Consider the following 13,418-nt stretch of genomic DNA (forward strand, 5'->3'; position numbering starts at 1 on the left):
CGAATTACAAATCGCCGTTCACGAATTCCGATTCAAACAATGAAGCAAAATGATGCAGAATTTTAGCTTTCACTTCGTTTTCATCCAATTTTTCAACTCCCAATTCTACATGTAAAGAAGTCACTGCTTTGCCACGAATTCCACAAGGAATGATATTGTCAAAATAACCCAAATCGGCATTGACGTTTAAGGCAAAACCATGCATGGTAACCCAACGCGAAGCACGCACTCCCATGGCGCAAATTTTTCGAGCAAAAGGGGTTCCAACGCCCAACCAAACTCCCGTTTCTCCATCACTTCGACCACAAGTCAAACCGTATTCGGCTAGCGTTAGTATAATGGCTTCTTCCAATAATCGCAAATATTTATGAATATCGGTAAAAAAATTTTCTAAGTCTAAGATAGGATAACCCACAATTTGTCCAGGACCGTGATAGGTAATATCTCCTCCTCGATTGATTTTATAAAAGGTGGCGCCTTTGGCCTCCAATTGTTTTTCAGAAAGCAACAAATTACTCAAATCGCCACTTTTTCCTAAAGTATACACATGCGGATGTTCTACAAAAAGGAAATAATTGGGTGTAGGTAAACAAGTTTCGTCTTTTCTATTTTGGATTTTCAAATCGACAATTCCTTTGAACAATTCTTCTTGGTATTCCCAAGTAGCTTTGTAATCCTTGTTGCCTAAATCGTATAATTGGATTTGTTTGTTCATTTGTCATTGCGAGGAACGAACTCATTTTAAATCGTTCCTTTTTATATTGCGAGCCAAAGGTACAAAGTTTTGAAAACAAATTCGTCATTTCTAGCCCTGATGGAAGCGACATCCTTTTAACGCTTCCCAAGCGTTAAAAGATACAGCGTACAGCAGGACCCAACGAGATAAAAAACAAAAAGTGCTGCTTCTGAAAAAACTGAGATGTTTTTCAAATTTTGAAATTGCTACGTTTTCAAATTTAACTATCTTTGCGCTCTTAAAATCCGAATACAATGGCATTATCCGAACAAGAAATTTTACGTAGAGAAGCACTTACCGAATTACGCAATTTAGGTATTGAGCCGTATCCAGCAGCCGAGTTTACCACCACCGCTTATTCGAGCGAAATCCTAGCTAACTTCGAGAAATACGAAGGTAAGGAAGTGATTTTAGCGGGTCGATTGATGGGAAAACGCATCATGGGAAAGGCGTCGTTTGCCGAATTGAAGGATTCTGAAGGACGTATTCAAGTTTATGTTTCGAGAGATGACATTTCGGATGATGAAGAAAAAACCATGTACAATGTGGTTTTCAAAAAACTATTGGACATTGGTGATTTCATTGGGATTCGCGGAACGGTTTTTAAAACACAGGTGGGCGAAATCTCGGTTCATGTATACGGTTTAACGGTTTTGGCGAAAGCCTTAAAACCACTTCCTGTAGTGAAAATGGATGCCGATGGAAAAATCCACGATGCCTTTGCCGATCCAGAACAAAGATACCGTCGTCGTTATGTAGATTTAACGGTGAACGACCATGTGAAAGATACGTTTATCAAAAGAACTAAATTGTTCAACGCCATGCGTTCGTTTTTTAACGACAAAGGATATTTGGAGGTAGAAACACCCGTTTTACAACCGATTCCGGGTGGAGCTGCAGCGCGACCATTTATCACGCACCACAACTCGCTTGACATTCCGCTATACATGCGTATTGCCAATGAGTTGTACTTAAAAAGATTGATTGTAGGTGGATTTGAAGGAGTGTATGAGTTCTCTAAAAACTTCCGTAACGAAGGAATGGACAGAACCCACAACCCAGAATTTACCGCTATGGAAATATATGTAGCCTACAAAGACTACAACTGGATGATGAACTTTACCGAAAACTTGTTAGAGCATTGCGCTATTGGAGTGAACGGTACTAGTGAAGTGACTTTTGGCGAACATAAAATCAATTTCAAAGCGCCCTATGCCAGAGTCACCATGACCGATGCGATCAAACAGTTTACAGGTTTTGATATTTCGGGAAAATCAGAATCGGAATTGTTTGCTGCTGCTAAAGGCATGGGAATTGACGTAGACGAAACCATGGGGAAAGGAAAATTGATTGACGAAATTTTTGGCGCTAAATGCGAAGGAAATTACATTCAGCCAACTTTTATCACCGATTATCCAAAAGAAATGAGTCCACTTTGTAAACAACACCGTGACAATCCAGAACTGACAGAACGTTTTGAATTGATGGTGTGCGGAAAAGAGGTGGCCAATGCCTACTCGGAATTGAATGACCCAATAGATCAAAGAGAGCGTTTTGAAGACCAAATGCGTTTGGCCGAAAAAGGTGATGATGAAGCCAATGGGGTGATCGATGAGGATTTTTTACGAGCTTTGGAATACGGAATGCCACCCACTTCTGGATTGGGAATTGGAATGGACCGATTGATGATGTTCTTGACAAATAATGCCTCTATTCAAGAAGTGTTGTTCTTCCCGCAAATGCGTCCGGAGAAAAAACAAGTTCAAATTGAATTAACAGAAGAAGAAAAATTAATCGTTGATTTATTGAAAGCAAACAACAACCAAATGGATTTGGCTGCATTGAAAGCCAAATCGGAATTGAGCGGTAAAAAATGGGATGCTGCCACCAAAGGCTTGTCTCAAAACAAACTTATCAAAGTAAGTGTGGCTGGCGAGAGTAAAATAATGGAATTGATTGGATAAATTAATTTCGAAATGATAAAAAAAGGAGCTTCAATTGAGGCTCCTTTTTTGGTTTTACAACGAATAATTCAGATTAAAGCTCCAACGACAATTGGCTTCTACATTACCTCCAGTTAAATTTTGCTTAATAGGCAACATGACATTGGCTCCAAAAGAAAAAGCATTACGCCCCACTTCAAAACCTACTTTACCAAATAATGCATTGCCTGACGTTTTATTCAATTGGATTCCGTATTGGTAATTGCTTTCGTAATTTTCTCCTGCAATTCCAATTTGAGGAGCAAAGGAGTACGCATCCTTTTCATTCAAATAGAAGAAAGTAGCAGCATAATTCAATTGATTTCCAAAACGGTAATTTTTCTGATTTTCGGTTTTAATCACGTAATTCAATAGCGTGTTGAGTCCGAATTGTTTTCTTCTAATTATATATTCGGTTGCCAAAAGATAATCCCAACTCCCCGTTCCTACTTGAAAACTCGGATTGACATTCCCAGAATTAGCTTGGTTGAATTTGCCTGATGGCATTTTTACACCACCGCCCATTTGTAAGGTATGTACCAAAAAAGTACTGTCTTTATGTGTTTGATACAATCGATACATCGCTAAAAGTGTAATATCTCCAACACCATTAATCGCTTGATCTCCTGTAGCCGTGGCTCTGTTGTGCGAATGATATGGAAATAAAACCGAAAGCTGCACATTTTCCTTTACGGGAATTCGAGCCCAAACTTGAGTAGTATTGAAATTTTCTTTGTACCAAAGTGAATTACTATACAAGCCATCTGTCGATTGGTATTGCTGATTAAAATAGCGAATGCCGACGAAGTTAGAATTCAACATCGATGCAAATCCCATACTTCCACCACTAGCCGAGCAACCGCAAGCATCACAATCATCTTCCAAAAAATGATGAAATTGAGTAAACGGATTTTTGAATTGTAAACTGTCTTTTTCGGTGGCATTAGCTAATTGAAAAACTAATACTAGTACTAATGTTATTTTCTTCATTTTACAATAATTTAATATTCAGAAAAACGTTTATCGGTTAAATACTGCGTATCCGTTAGGGTTTTCAAAAAAGCTATTAATTGTGATTTCTCTGATGCAGTTAATGCAATTCCTAACATTCCATTTCTTTTTAAAATAGGATCCAATGTCGCAGAATTTTCGACCCCTGAACTGTAATGATCTAAAACTGCTTCTAAAGTATACAAACGACCATCATGCATGTACGGAGCAGTTTTTTCCACATTACGCAAACTTGGCACTTTAAATTTATGCAAGTCCTGAGCTAATTGACTAACACGAAAACGTCCGACATCATTAATTAAAGGATTAACAGGTAACCCATTATTTCGAAACGAATTGTCGGTAAATAAATCGGTTGCGTGACAGCTGGCACATTTTTTATTAAAAACAGTATATCCATCTAATTCTTGTTGAGATAAAGTTCCACCTGCTTCATTGCGTCGGTATTTATCAAAACGAGAATTGGACGAAGTCACCATCAACATGAATTGACCTAGGGCTTTCAGCATATTTTCCGAATTGATTTGACCATCTGTAAACGCCAATTGAAACATTTTTTGATATTCGGCATCTCCTTTCATCATAGCAATTGCTTTGCTAAAATCACCGTTCATTTCTATTGGGCTTGTAAACGGAATAATCGGTTGTAAATCCAAATGTGTCGTTGCTCCGTCATACATAAAACTCGTTTGATAGCCTAAGTTCTGGATCGAAGGTGTATTTCTGGTTCCAATAGCATCATTTACCCCATGACTAAGTGAATGTCCGTGATGTGTAAAAGCATCCTCTTGTATGTGACAAAACCCACACGAAACTATTCCATCAGATGCCAAACGTCCTTCATAAAATAGTTTTTTGCCTAGTTCAAATCCTTTTTGCGTAGGAGGATTATTTGCTAAATCATACGCTAATGGAGGAAAATTAGAAGGTAACTTGAATTCCAATGGAATGTTTTGGTACACATCATCTTGATCATTGGAACAACTCCACAACAATGGTAAAATGAGTAACAATAAAAAATTTGTTTTCATTTTCTAAGATTTTTAAAGCGGTCAGCTAGACACCAACCGCTTTGAGATTAAATTTAGTCGTTATGTACGTGTTCTACACTAAACATAGTAGGAAGATTTGAAGTAATTAAAGGTAATTTATCACCACTCATAATCATTGCTCCCATTCCCATTCCATTACTTGCTGTTAAACTAATTTTATTAGTTCCATTTAGCACTTTTGAAATATCAGCCATAATATGGACTTGTGGAGTAATAGTAGTTCTTACCAATGCATTTGTTGGCAAATTCAATGTAACAGTGGTGTAGTTGTAATCTGTTCCTGTTTGTCCTGTATGTACCATAAAACTAGTCGCCGTAGTTACTGTTGACGAAGTAAAAGTTCCTTCGAAAGCTAAAAACTTATATCCTGCCGACCATGACCACATCATACCAGCAGTTTGTGCTAATGCTAAAAAATCACCTTGACCCGTGGCTCCTATATTAAATTGGGCTTGATCCACTCCAATTCCAAAACTTACTTTAGTATAATTTGCTGCAGGAATATTTGGAAGATTTAATAAAGCACTTGCTGCAGTAGCCTCATCCACAATAAAATAACTCTGAGATTTTGGCAATGTAAATGTTGTTCCATCTGCTTTTGTCAATACAATATTGCTTACAATATATTTTAGCTTATTTATCTTGACTACTTCACCATTAGAATTAGTATATGGTGTATTAAAAGCTAAATTATTAGCATTGTACACATTGTCAAATTCTAATTTTAAGTTTCCATTTCCTGAAATAACTTCATCATCATTAGAACAAGAGAATAAACTGATTGCGATTACAACAACCGCTGCGATTTTTTTTAATTGAAATTTCATTTCTTAAATTTTATGTAAATAATAAATAGTATCAGTCTGCTTTTCATTTAGATAATTCTAAAAAAAAAGCACACCAATTTTATATTCGTTTGTATAACGAATACAGGGCAAACACATTGCCAACTATAATTTAAGAAAGGATTGTGGGGGGATGAAAAACCGAATTGGTTATCAAATAGGAATAAAAATCCAAATAAGTAGATCGATTTTTGGGTTGTTTAGAACATCCGCATGACACCAGTTTATAAGAGCCAACTTCATTAAAAAACAACACTTCTTGTATTGGTGAAAAAGATTTTTTGTCGGAAGATTTTGGATTTTCTGTCTCAGCCGCTTTAGCTAATTCTTTCATCAAATGACATTTTCCGTTACATTGTAGTTTGGGTTTGTCTTTGTTTTCACAAAGCACTTTGCTAATGTATTCATAGTTAATAACATAATCTACAACCGGAAGAATTGGCTTTAGAAACAAGGCGATAACTAGTATGAATAGGATGTTTTTCACCTTGCAAAAGTAAGTAATACTTGTGTTTTTAAAAAATTATAACTTTAAAAATAGTAATTCTAAATACTAAACTTATGTTAAGAATTAAACCTTATCAATAGCCTTAGGTCTTACCCTGCAGTAACTTAAAAATTAAAATCATGAAAAAAGTATGTATTGTTGCCCTATTAGTAATTGGACTAAGTAGTTTTGCCCAGGAAAGAAAAGAAAGACACCCCAAAGGAGAAATCGAACAAATGACTCTGGAACAACGCAATCAATTGCACCTTAAAAAAATGACCTTGGATTTGGATCTCAATGCCAAACAACAAGAACAAGTTGGCAAATTAATGACGGAGCAAATGGCTAAAATAGAGAAAATGAAAGCCGAACACAAAGCCAAAATGGAAGAAGCAAAAGCGCTTCGTTTTGAGATGAAAAATAAAATGCTCGACGAGCAAATTGAATTGAAAAACAAAATGAAAAGCATTTTATCCGCTGACCAATTTGCCAAATGGGAATTGAGAAAAGACAGAAACAACAAGCGAATGGGCGAAAAAAGAAAATTACACAAAGAACATCAAAGGGATTAATTCAAACAAAAACTTCCGGTTATACCGGAAGTTTTTTATTTTAATTTAAAATGTTTTAGACACTTTGTCAATTGCCTGAATGGTAACATCCAAATCTTCATAAGTCAACGCATCCGTAATAAACCAGGTTTCGTAGGCTGATGGCGCAATATAAATTCCTTCTTGCAATAAGCCGTGAAAGAATTTCTTGAAAGTAGCATTATCGCCTTTGGCAGCCGATTGAAAATCAACCACCGGATCGGCGTCAAAATGAACCGAAATCATAGAACCTACTCTATTAATTGTAAATACTACATTGTTGGCTTTTAAAACACGGTCAATTCCTGCTGCTAAATAAGCTGTTTTTTCTTCCAATCGCTGAAAAATAGCAGCATCATTATTCAAGGCTTGTAACATAGCCAAACCAGCAGCCATAGCCAATGGATTTCCTGATAAAGTTCCCGCTTGGTATACTGGTCCAAGTGGAGCCAAATGATTCATAATTTCTGATCGAGCTGCAAAAGCACCAACAGGCAAACCACCTCCAATTACTTTTCCAAAACAAACAATATCCGCTTGAATGCCATATAATTCTTGTACACCGCCTTTGGCTAAACGGAAACCCGTCATCACCTCGTCAAAAATTAACAAGATTCCATTATCTGAACACAATTGGCGCAAGCCTTCTAAAAATCCGTTTTGAGGCGGAATACAACCCATATTTCCTGCAACAGGTTCTACAATAATCGCGGCAATTTCATTTTTATTGGCTGCAATTAAGGTCTCCACATTATCCAAATCATTGTAACGGGCTAACAAAGTATCTTTAGCGGTTCCTTCTGTTACACCAGGACTGTTAGGTGAACCAAAAGTAATGGCTCCACTCCCCGCTTGAATCAAAAACGAATCGGAATGTCCGTGGTAGCATCCTGCAAATTTGATGATTTTGTCTCTTTTAGTATAACCACGCGCTAATCGAATGGCGCTCATACAGGCCTCAGTCCCTGAATTCACAAAACGGATTTTATCAATATTCGGCACCATCGAAACCGCTAAAGCCGCAATTTGCGTTTCTAATTCGGTGGGCATTCCAAAAGAAGTTCCCAATTGCGCTTTCGCCACCACCGCATCCACCACTGGTGCATAGGCATGGCCTAAAACCATCGGTCCCCAAGAGTTGATGTAATCAATTAAACGGTTACCGTCTTCATCATACAAATAAGCGCCTTTCGCACTTTTGACAAAAATAGGAGTTCCTCCAACCGCTTTAAATGCTCTAACTGGTGAATTCACACCTCCTGGAATTACTTTTTCAGCTTCAGCAAAGAGCTGACTACTTCTTTGGTATATCATTGTTATTGTGTTTTTACTGTTACTTTAAGCGAAGTTTTTGCCCCACATAAAGTGCATTATCCAACATATTATTTTTTTGTTTGATGTCTTCTAAACTCAAATTGAATTTTTTGGCAATTGAAAATAGTGTGTCTCCTTTTTGCACTTCGTATTCGCCTAGAGTTGAACTATCCGCGATGGCTGTTGCTTCCATTTTCTTTTTGTTCAATGTAAATTTCTTGTCTAAAACCTGGCTGTCGTATTGGTACAACTCATAACGCTCTATGTACGAAATTAATTTTTCTGGGTAATTAGGATCCGTAGCGTAACCCGCTAATCGCAATCCTTTTGCCCAAGCTTCGTAATCGTCTTTGGGCAATTCGAACAAGCTCGCATAACGGTTTCTTCCTGTTAAAAAAGTCGCATGATCTTTAAAGGATTCTGCTGGATCATTGTATTTTCTAAAACATTCTTGTGCCGCATCATCATCTTTCAAAACTGTTTCTCCAGTCCAATCGTTATGACATTTAATACCAAAATGATTATTGGCAGTAGCTGCTAAAGACCCTTTTCCTGCACCCGATTCTAAAATTCCTTGTGCCAAAATAATACTAGCCGGAATACCGTAATTTTTCATATTACTCATCGCTACGTCTTTGTAATTAGCAATATAATCATTCACTGTTCCATTGACAGCTATTGATTTTGTAGGCGTCGAACTTGTATTTCTTTTGTATTTACTGGAATTATATCTACTGTCTTTTTGAGTCACAATCACCGATTTCTTGGCGTGACATCCAACTAGCAGTAACAACACAAAAACGACTAGACTCTTTTTAATCATGTGTATGAAGTATTGGTAAACCTTTATTTTTTAGTTTTAAATTCATGCCTTGAATACCTTGCAATCCACCAGTATGAATTAATAAAATTTTGGCGTTTTCAGGAAAGTAATTTTTTGCAATCAAATCTACTATTCCAAAAACCATTTTTCCAGTATAAACTGGATCTAACGGAATTTGGGTTTGATCATAAAATTGATTGATCCAATCAATTAAATCATTAGTTACTTTTCCATAACCTCCAAAATGATAATCGGTAATTAACTTCCAATTGTCCTGGCGCACAAAATTACGAATTTCATCTTGTAAAAAGTTACCTTTCAAGGCAGGAAATCCCAAAACTTTTTGATGAGGCAAAACACTATTAATTATTCCAGAAATAGTTCCTCCCGTTCCAATGGCACAAGCCACATAATCAAAGGAAGCATCATCTGGAGTTAAAATTTCTTCGCAACCTTGTATGGCAAAAGTATTGGTACCGCCTTCGGGAATTAAATAAAATGCACCGTATTGTTGTTGTAATTGTTCCAAAAAAGTCGCTTCTGTTTTTAAGCGATAGGTTTCTCTGTACACAAATTCGAATTGCATGCCACATTCTTGGGCAAATTTTAAAGTAGGATTGCTTTCTATTTTATCACCTAATTCGTCGCCGCGAATGATTCCAATAGTTTGAAAACCATTTTCTTTTCCAGCATACGCAACCGCGGCAATATGATTGGAATAGGCCCCTCCAAAAGTTAAAAGTGTGGATTGATTTTCGGCTTTTGCTTGCAGCAAATTGTACTTTAATTTCCTGAATTTATTGCCCGAAACAAAAGGGTGTATCAAATCTTCTCTTTTGATAACAAGAGAGATACTCTTTGGCAAATTAATCGGAATCGCTTGATTCAAGGAATACGAAAACAAATGTTAAATATTTAGTAAGGTATTACAACGGCCGCTTTTAATTTCTAAATTTGTTTGCAAACCAATTACGGTTGTAATACGCATTTATGGATAAGCAAAGTAATGAAAATAAATTAACAGCTGAGGAAGATTTCTACTATACTCCCGAAGGTTATAAATGTTTTACCGAAAAATTCCATTTGAAACGCGGGTATTGTTGCAAAAGTGGTTGTCGACATTGTCCGTACGGATTTGATAAAAAGACCAATACCATTCGAAAAAAATAAATTAAAGCCAACTCATTGTTACAATAAAAAGAACTTCATTATTAACATATAAATTAGCACAATCATGAAAGCAATTCAATTTCTTTTCGCAGCCCTACTTTTGACCATGGTTTCTTGCGGTTCTATGGTAAGTGTCAATACAGATTACGACAAAAAAGTCGATTTTTCAACTTACAAAACCTTTGCCTTTTATAAAACGGGTATCGACAAAGTTGAAATTTCCGATTTAGACAAACGCAGAATTCTACATGCCATTGACCAGCAAATGCTTGCCAAAGGCTTTACTAAAAGTGAAAACCCAGACCTACTTATCAATATTTTTACCAAATCCCGAGAGCAAGTGAATGTGAACCAATTCAATGCCGGTTGGGGTTACGGTTGGGGATGGGGTTGGAATCCATTTATGATGGGCGGTCAACAAACTACTGTTACTTCTTCAACTGAAGGCACTTTATATATTGATTTTATTGATGCTAAAAAGAAAGAAATGATTTGGCAAGGAGAAGGTACAGGAGTGCTTACCAAAAACACCTATAAAAAAGAAGAGCGCATCAACGAATTTGTCACCAAAATTATGTCGCAATATCCTCCCGTCGCAAAATAATAAATGATACTTAACCTCCTCTTCAAGGAGGTTTTTTTATTAATAACACAACCAAGAGAAGAAAACAATTCGTATTTTTGAATTAAAATTAATAAAATATGAATCTTTTTAAGGAAGCCATAATTGCCAAAGATCAGTTGGAAGGGGTTGTTTCTCCCACTCCACTGACTGAAAATACCAATCTTTCTAATGAATTTGACTGTACTATTTTATTAAAAAGAGAAGATTTACATATCGTTCGCTCGTATAAAATACGAGGAGCCTACAATAAAATAAGTTCCCTTACTGAAGCCGAAAAAAAACAAGGAATTGTATGTGCGAGTGCTGGAAATCATGCGCAAGGCGTTGCTTTTTCTTGTAATTTATTGCAAATAAAAGGCAAAATCTACATGCCTAAAACCACTCCAAAACAAAAAATAAAACAAGTTCAATTGTTTGGTAAATCCTATGTAGAAATTGAATTAATTGGAGATACATTTGACGATGCTTATGCTCAAGCAGTGACCGATGCAAAAAAGAACAACAAAATATTCATCCACCCATTTGACGATGCCAAAGTAATTGCAGGTCAAGCTACAGTAGGTTTAGAAATTCTAGAATCGCATCAACAACCTATTGATTATATTTTTGTCCCAATTGGCGGAGGCGGATTATCAGCAGGATTATCGACTGTATTCAAAGAATTGAGTCCCAATACTAAAATTATCGGTATAGAACCAGAAGGCGCACCCACCATGAAAACAGCTATTGCTAATGGTAATAATGCACCGTTAGCCGCTATTGACAAATTTGTGGATGGTGCAGCTGTAAAACAAGTGGGCAACCTGACTTTTGAAATTTGCAAAGAGTACTTAAGCGATATTATACTAGTCCCAGAAGGAAAAGTGTGTACAACAATTTTACGTTTGTATAATGAAGAAGCGATGGTGGTAGAACCAGCTGGCGCTTTAACTATTGCTGCTTTGGATTTTTATAAAGACAAAATCAAAGGTAAAAATGTAGTGTGTATTGTCAGTGGAAGTAATAATGATATTGAACGTACTGCCGAAATTAAAGAACGCTCTCTTTTGTATGAGGGATTGATGCATTACTTTATCATTCAATTTCCGCAAAGACCGGGTTCGTTAAAAGAATTTGTCAACGAAATTTTAGGACCAGAAGACGATATTACCTATTTCCAATTTACCAAAAAGAACAATAGAGAATCAGCTCCCGTGGTGGTAGGTTTGGAATTGAAAAACAAAAATGACATTCACGCCATTAAAACAAAAATGACAGAACGCGGTTTTCAATACAACTACATCAATGAAAAGCAAGATTTATTCAATCAGTTAATTGGCTAACTAAAACTTCATAAAGGGATACCTTTCTTGTAATTTCGAGATCTTCTCTTGCAATTTAGATTGGAATTTTTGGTGACTTTCAGCCAATGAATTAAAAGGTTTGTGTAACAAACTTTTCTGAATAGCCTCCACCTCATCTAGGGTTGACCATGCCGTTTCCGAAATGGAACTGGCTCTAAATCGTTGCCAGATATATTCAATCGCCATCGAACTTGGGTGCAATAAATCGTCTCCATAAAAACGATAATCTCGCAATTCGTCCATTACAATTTCATAGGCCGGAAAATACCCGGCTTGGTCTAACAGATGATCCGAAAGCAAATTTTGCAAAGCAGTAATCAAATGCGCTTTACTACGTTGATTTTCAACAAAACCATCTTTAATATGTCGCACGGGAGAGAGTGTGAATACAAAGGAACAATTGGGATTGACTTTTCGAATCGCATCAACGGTATTTTGAATTGCAGCTTCAATCGAAGCTACTGATAGCAAATGCTTGTCAAAATGAGATTGTGGCATTTTATGGCAATTCGACACGACAGCACCACTATTTTTTTCTTGGTACACCCAAGAAGTACCGTAGGTAATTAAAATGTGCGTAGCAGTCTTTATTTTTTGATAGGTGAATTCTAAACTTGTATTTAAACTATTAAGTAATTCTTGTTGATTAGTCGAACTCAAATCAGAATGTACTTCGTAACAATGAAACCGTTCGTTTTGAAAAAAGACGTCTTCTTCGGTAAATTTCTTTTGATTAATTGATCGAACGATTAATTTTTCGATAGAAACGGGATTAAAAATGATCCCAAATGGATTGGTCGTATTTTTAAATTTAAAATAATCCAATTGCGCTCCCATGTTGACAGCAAAACAGGAACCTATCGTTATTATTTCCGATGAGAAATCCACACAATGCATAGATTTAGTAATGTTAACAGGGGTAGTAAAGTTCATACATTTTTTTTTCAACACAAAAATATCGAATTATATATGAAATACAATTTTTAAATTGATATCAAAATTGATAGTTTTACGTTATATTAGAATACAAAATGAAATGACAAAGCTAAATGCAATAGGAATCTTAGTATCATTTTTAGGATGTATATTAGAATGGCCACCTAACAACTCTTACTATGTATTTCAGCTTGAATATCAATTGCTTTTTGAAACGAAAGGCATTCTAAAATCATTAGTTCACCCAGTACTTCTTGCGGGAATTTTTGGTCATTTTAGTATGATATATACTATCATTTCAAAAAACCCAAAACAATGGATTGAACTAAGCGGTTCGATCTTACTTAGTGCATTAGTGGCATTGTTCTTACTCTCTGGACTATTTTCAAAAAATAGTAAAATGATACTGTCTACCCTTCCATTTATTTTGATAAGCAGCAATTACTATTATCATTTATACAAAAACAAAAAACTCAAAATCAATTGATTGATTTTGAGTTTTTT

General features: G+C 36.1%; 15 protein-coding genes. 6 read left to right on the forward strand and 9 right to left on the reverse strand.

The genetic code is table 11. From position 1 onward, the window contains the following. Positions 1-4: 4 nt before the first annotated feature. A complete protein-coding gene (gene lipB, locus LPC21_RS00245; RefSeq protein WP_229317280.1) occupies positions 5-715 on the reverse strand; it encodes a lipoyl(octanoyl) transferase LipB in 711 nt (236 codons plus the stop codon). Between the two features lie 275 nt (positions 716-990). Between lipB and lysS the strand changes: the two genes are divergently transcribed. Next, positions 991-2,700, forward strand: a complete 1,710-nt coding sequence (gene lysS, locus LPC21_RS00250; protein ID WP_229317281.1) for a lysine--tRNA ligase — start codon at positions 991-993, stop codon at positions 2,698-2,700. A 54-nt stretch (positions 2,701-2,754) separates the two neighbouring features. Here the strand turns inward: lysS and LPC21_RS00255 are convergent, their stop codons facing one another. The 4 genes from LPC21_RS00255 to LPC21_RS00270 all read right to left on the reverse strand — a co-directional run bounded on the left by LPC21_RS00255 (position 2,755) and on the right by LPC21_RS00270 (position 6,113). After that, positions 2,755-3,708 (reverse strand): transporter, encoded by a 954-nt coding sequence (locus LPC21_RS00255; protein ID WP_229317283.1) that lies wholly within the window; start codon positions 3,706-3,708, stop codon positions 2,755-2,757. Positions 3,709-3,719: 11 nt separating this feature from the next. Continuing rightward, a complete protein-coding gene (locus LPC21_RS00260) occupies positions 3,720-4,760 on the reverse strand; it encodes a cytochrome-c peroxidase (protein ID WP_229317285.1) in 1,041 nt (346 codons plus the stop codon). A 53-nt stretch (positions 4,761-4,813) separates the two neighbouring features. Then, entirely contained in the window at positions 4,814-5,608 is a 795-nt protein-coding gene (locus tag LPC21_RS00265; RefSeq protein ID WP_229317287.1) for an MbnP family protein, read from the reverse strand. A gap of 130 nt (positions 5,609-5,738) precedes the next feature. Next, entirely contained in the window at positions 5,739-6,113 is a 375-nt protein-coding gene (locus LPC21_RS00270; RefSeq protein WP_229317289.1) for a hypothetical protein, read from the reverse strand. 140 nt (positions 6,114-6,253) lie between these two features. On the opposite strand from LPC21_RS00270, the gene LPC21_RS00275 reads away from it, so the two are divergent. Beyond that, positions 6,254-6,685 (forward strand): hypothetical protein, encoded by a 432-nt coding sequence (locus LPC21_RS00275; protein ID WP_229317291.1) that lies wholly within the window; start codon positions 6,254-6,256, stop codon positions 6,683-6,685. Between the two features lie 45 nt (positions 6,686-6,730). Here the strand turns inward: LPC21_RS00275 and hemL are convergent, their stop codons facing one another. Genes hemL through LPC21_RS00290 form a run of 3 tightly spaced genes read right to left on the reverse strand, consistent with a single transcriptional unit; the run spans position 6,731 to position 9,744 of the window. Beyond that, positions 6,731-8,017, reverse strand: coding sequence for a glutamate-1-semialdehyde 2,1-aminomutase (gene hemL / locus LPC21_RS00280; RefSeq protein ID WP_229317292.1), 1,287 nt, complete (start codon positions 8,015-8,017; stop codon positions 6,731-6,733). 19 nt (positions 8,018-8,036) lie between these two features. Continuing rightward, entirely contained in the window at positions 8,037-8,840 is an 804-nt protein-coding gene (locus LPC21_RS00285; RefSeq protein WP_229317294.1) for a glucosaminidase domain-containing protein, read from the reverse strand. Then, positions 8,833-9,744 carry a 1-aminocyclopropane-1-carboxylate deaminase/D-cysteine desulfhydrase gene (locus LPC21_RS00290; RefSeq protein ID WP_229317297.1) on the reverse strand — a complete coding sequence of 304 codons (912 nt, stop codon included), beginning with the start codon at positions 9,742-9,744 and terminating at the stop codon, positions 8,833-8,835. Before LPC21_RS00290 ends, LPC21_RS00285 begins: the two co-directional genes overlap by 8 nt. An 86-nt stretch (positions 9,745-9,830) precedes the next feature. Here LPC21_RS00290 and LPC21_RS00295 point away from each other — a divergent pair, with 86 nt between their 5' ends. The 3 genes from LPC21_RS00295 to ilvA all read left to right on the forward strand — a co-directional run bounded on the left by LPC21_RS00295 (position 9,831) and on the right by ilvA (position 11,957). After that, complete coding sequence (locus tag LPC21_RS00295) at positions 9,831-10,010, forward strand: C1orf53 family protein (protein WP_229317301.1); 180 nt, start codon at positions 9,831-9,833, stop codon at positions 10,008-10,010. 64 nt (positions 10,011-10,074) lie between these two features. Further along, positions 10,075-10,614, forward strand: coding sequence for a DUF4136 domain-containing protein (locus tag LPC21_RS00300; RefSeq protein WP_229317303.1), 540 nt, complete (start codon positions 10,075-10,077; stop codon positions 10,612-10,614). Positions 10,615-10,712: 98 nt separating this feature from the next. Next, positions 10,713-11,957: a threonine ammonia-lyase IlvA gene (gene ilvA, locus LPC21_RS00305; RefSeq protein ID WP_229317305.1), complete on the forward strand. Its 1,245-nt coding sequence runs from the start codon at positions 10,713-10,715 to the stop codon at positions 11,955-11,957. Here the strand turns inward: ilvA and LPC21_RS00310 are convergent, their stop codons facing one another. After that, the gene (locus LPC21_RS00310) at positions 11,958-12,911 is read right to left on the reverse strand and encodes a GSCFA domain-containing protein (RefSeq protein WP_229317307.1); all 954 of its coding nucleotides are present in this window, start codon (positions 12,909-12,911) and stop codon (positions 11,958-11,960) included. A 103-nt stretch (positions 12,912-13,014) separates the two neighbouring features. Between LPC21_RS00310 and LPC21_RS00315 the strand changes: the two genes are divergently transcribed. Next, positions 13,015-13,401: a hypothetical protein gene (locus LPC21_RS00315; RefSeq protein ID WP_229317309.1), complete on the forward strand. Its 387-nt coding sequence runs from the start codon at positions 13,015-13,017 to the stop codon at positions 13,399-13,401. The last annotated feature ends 17 nt before the right edge of the window (positions 13,402-13,418 follow it).

The organism is Flavobacterium ammoniigenes, from assembly GCF_020886055.1.
In the GTDB taxonomy this organism is placed as follows: Bacteria; Bacteroidota; Bacteroidia; order Flavobacteriales; family Flavobacteriaceae; genus Flavobacterium; species Flavobacterium ammoniigenes.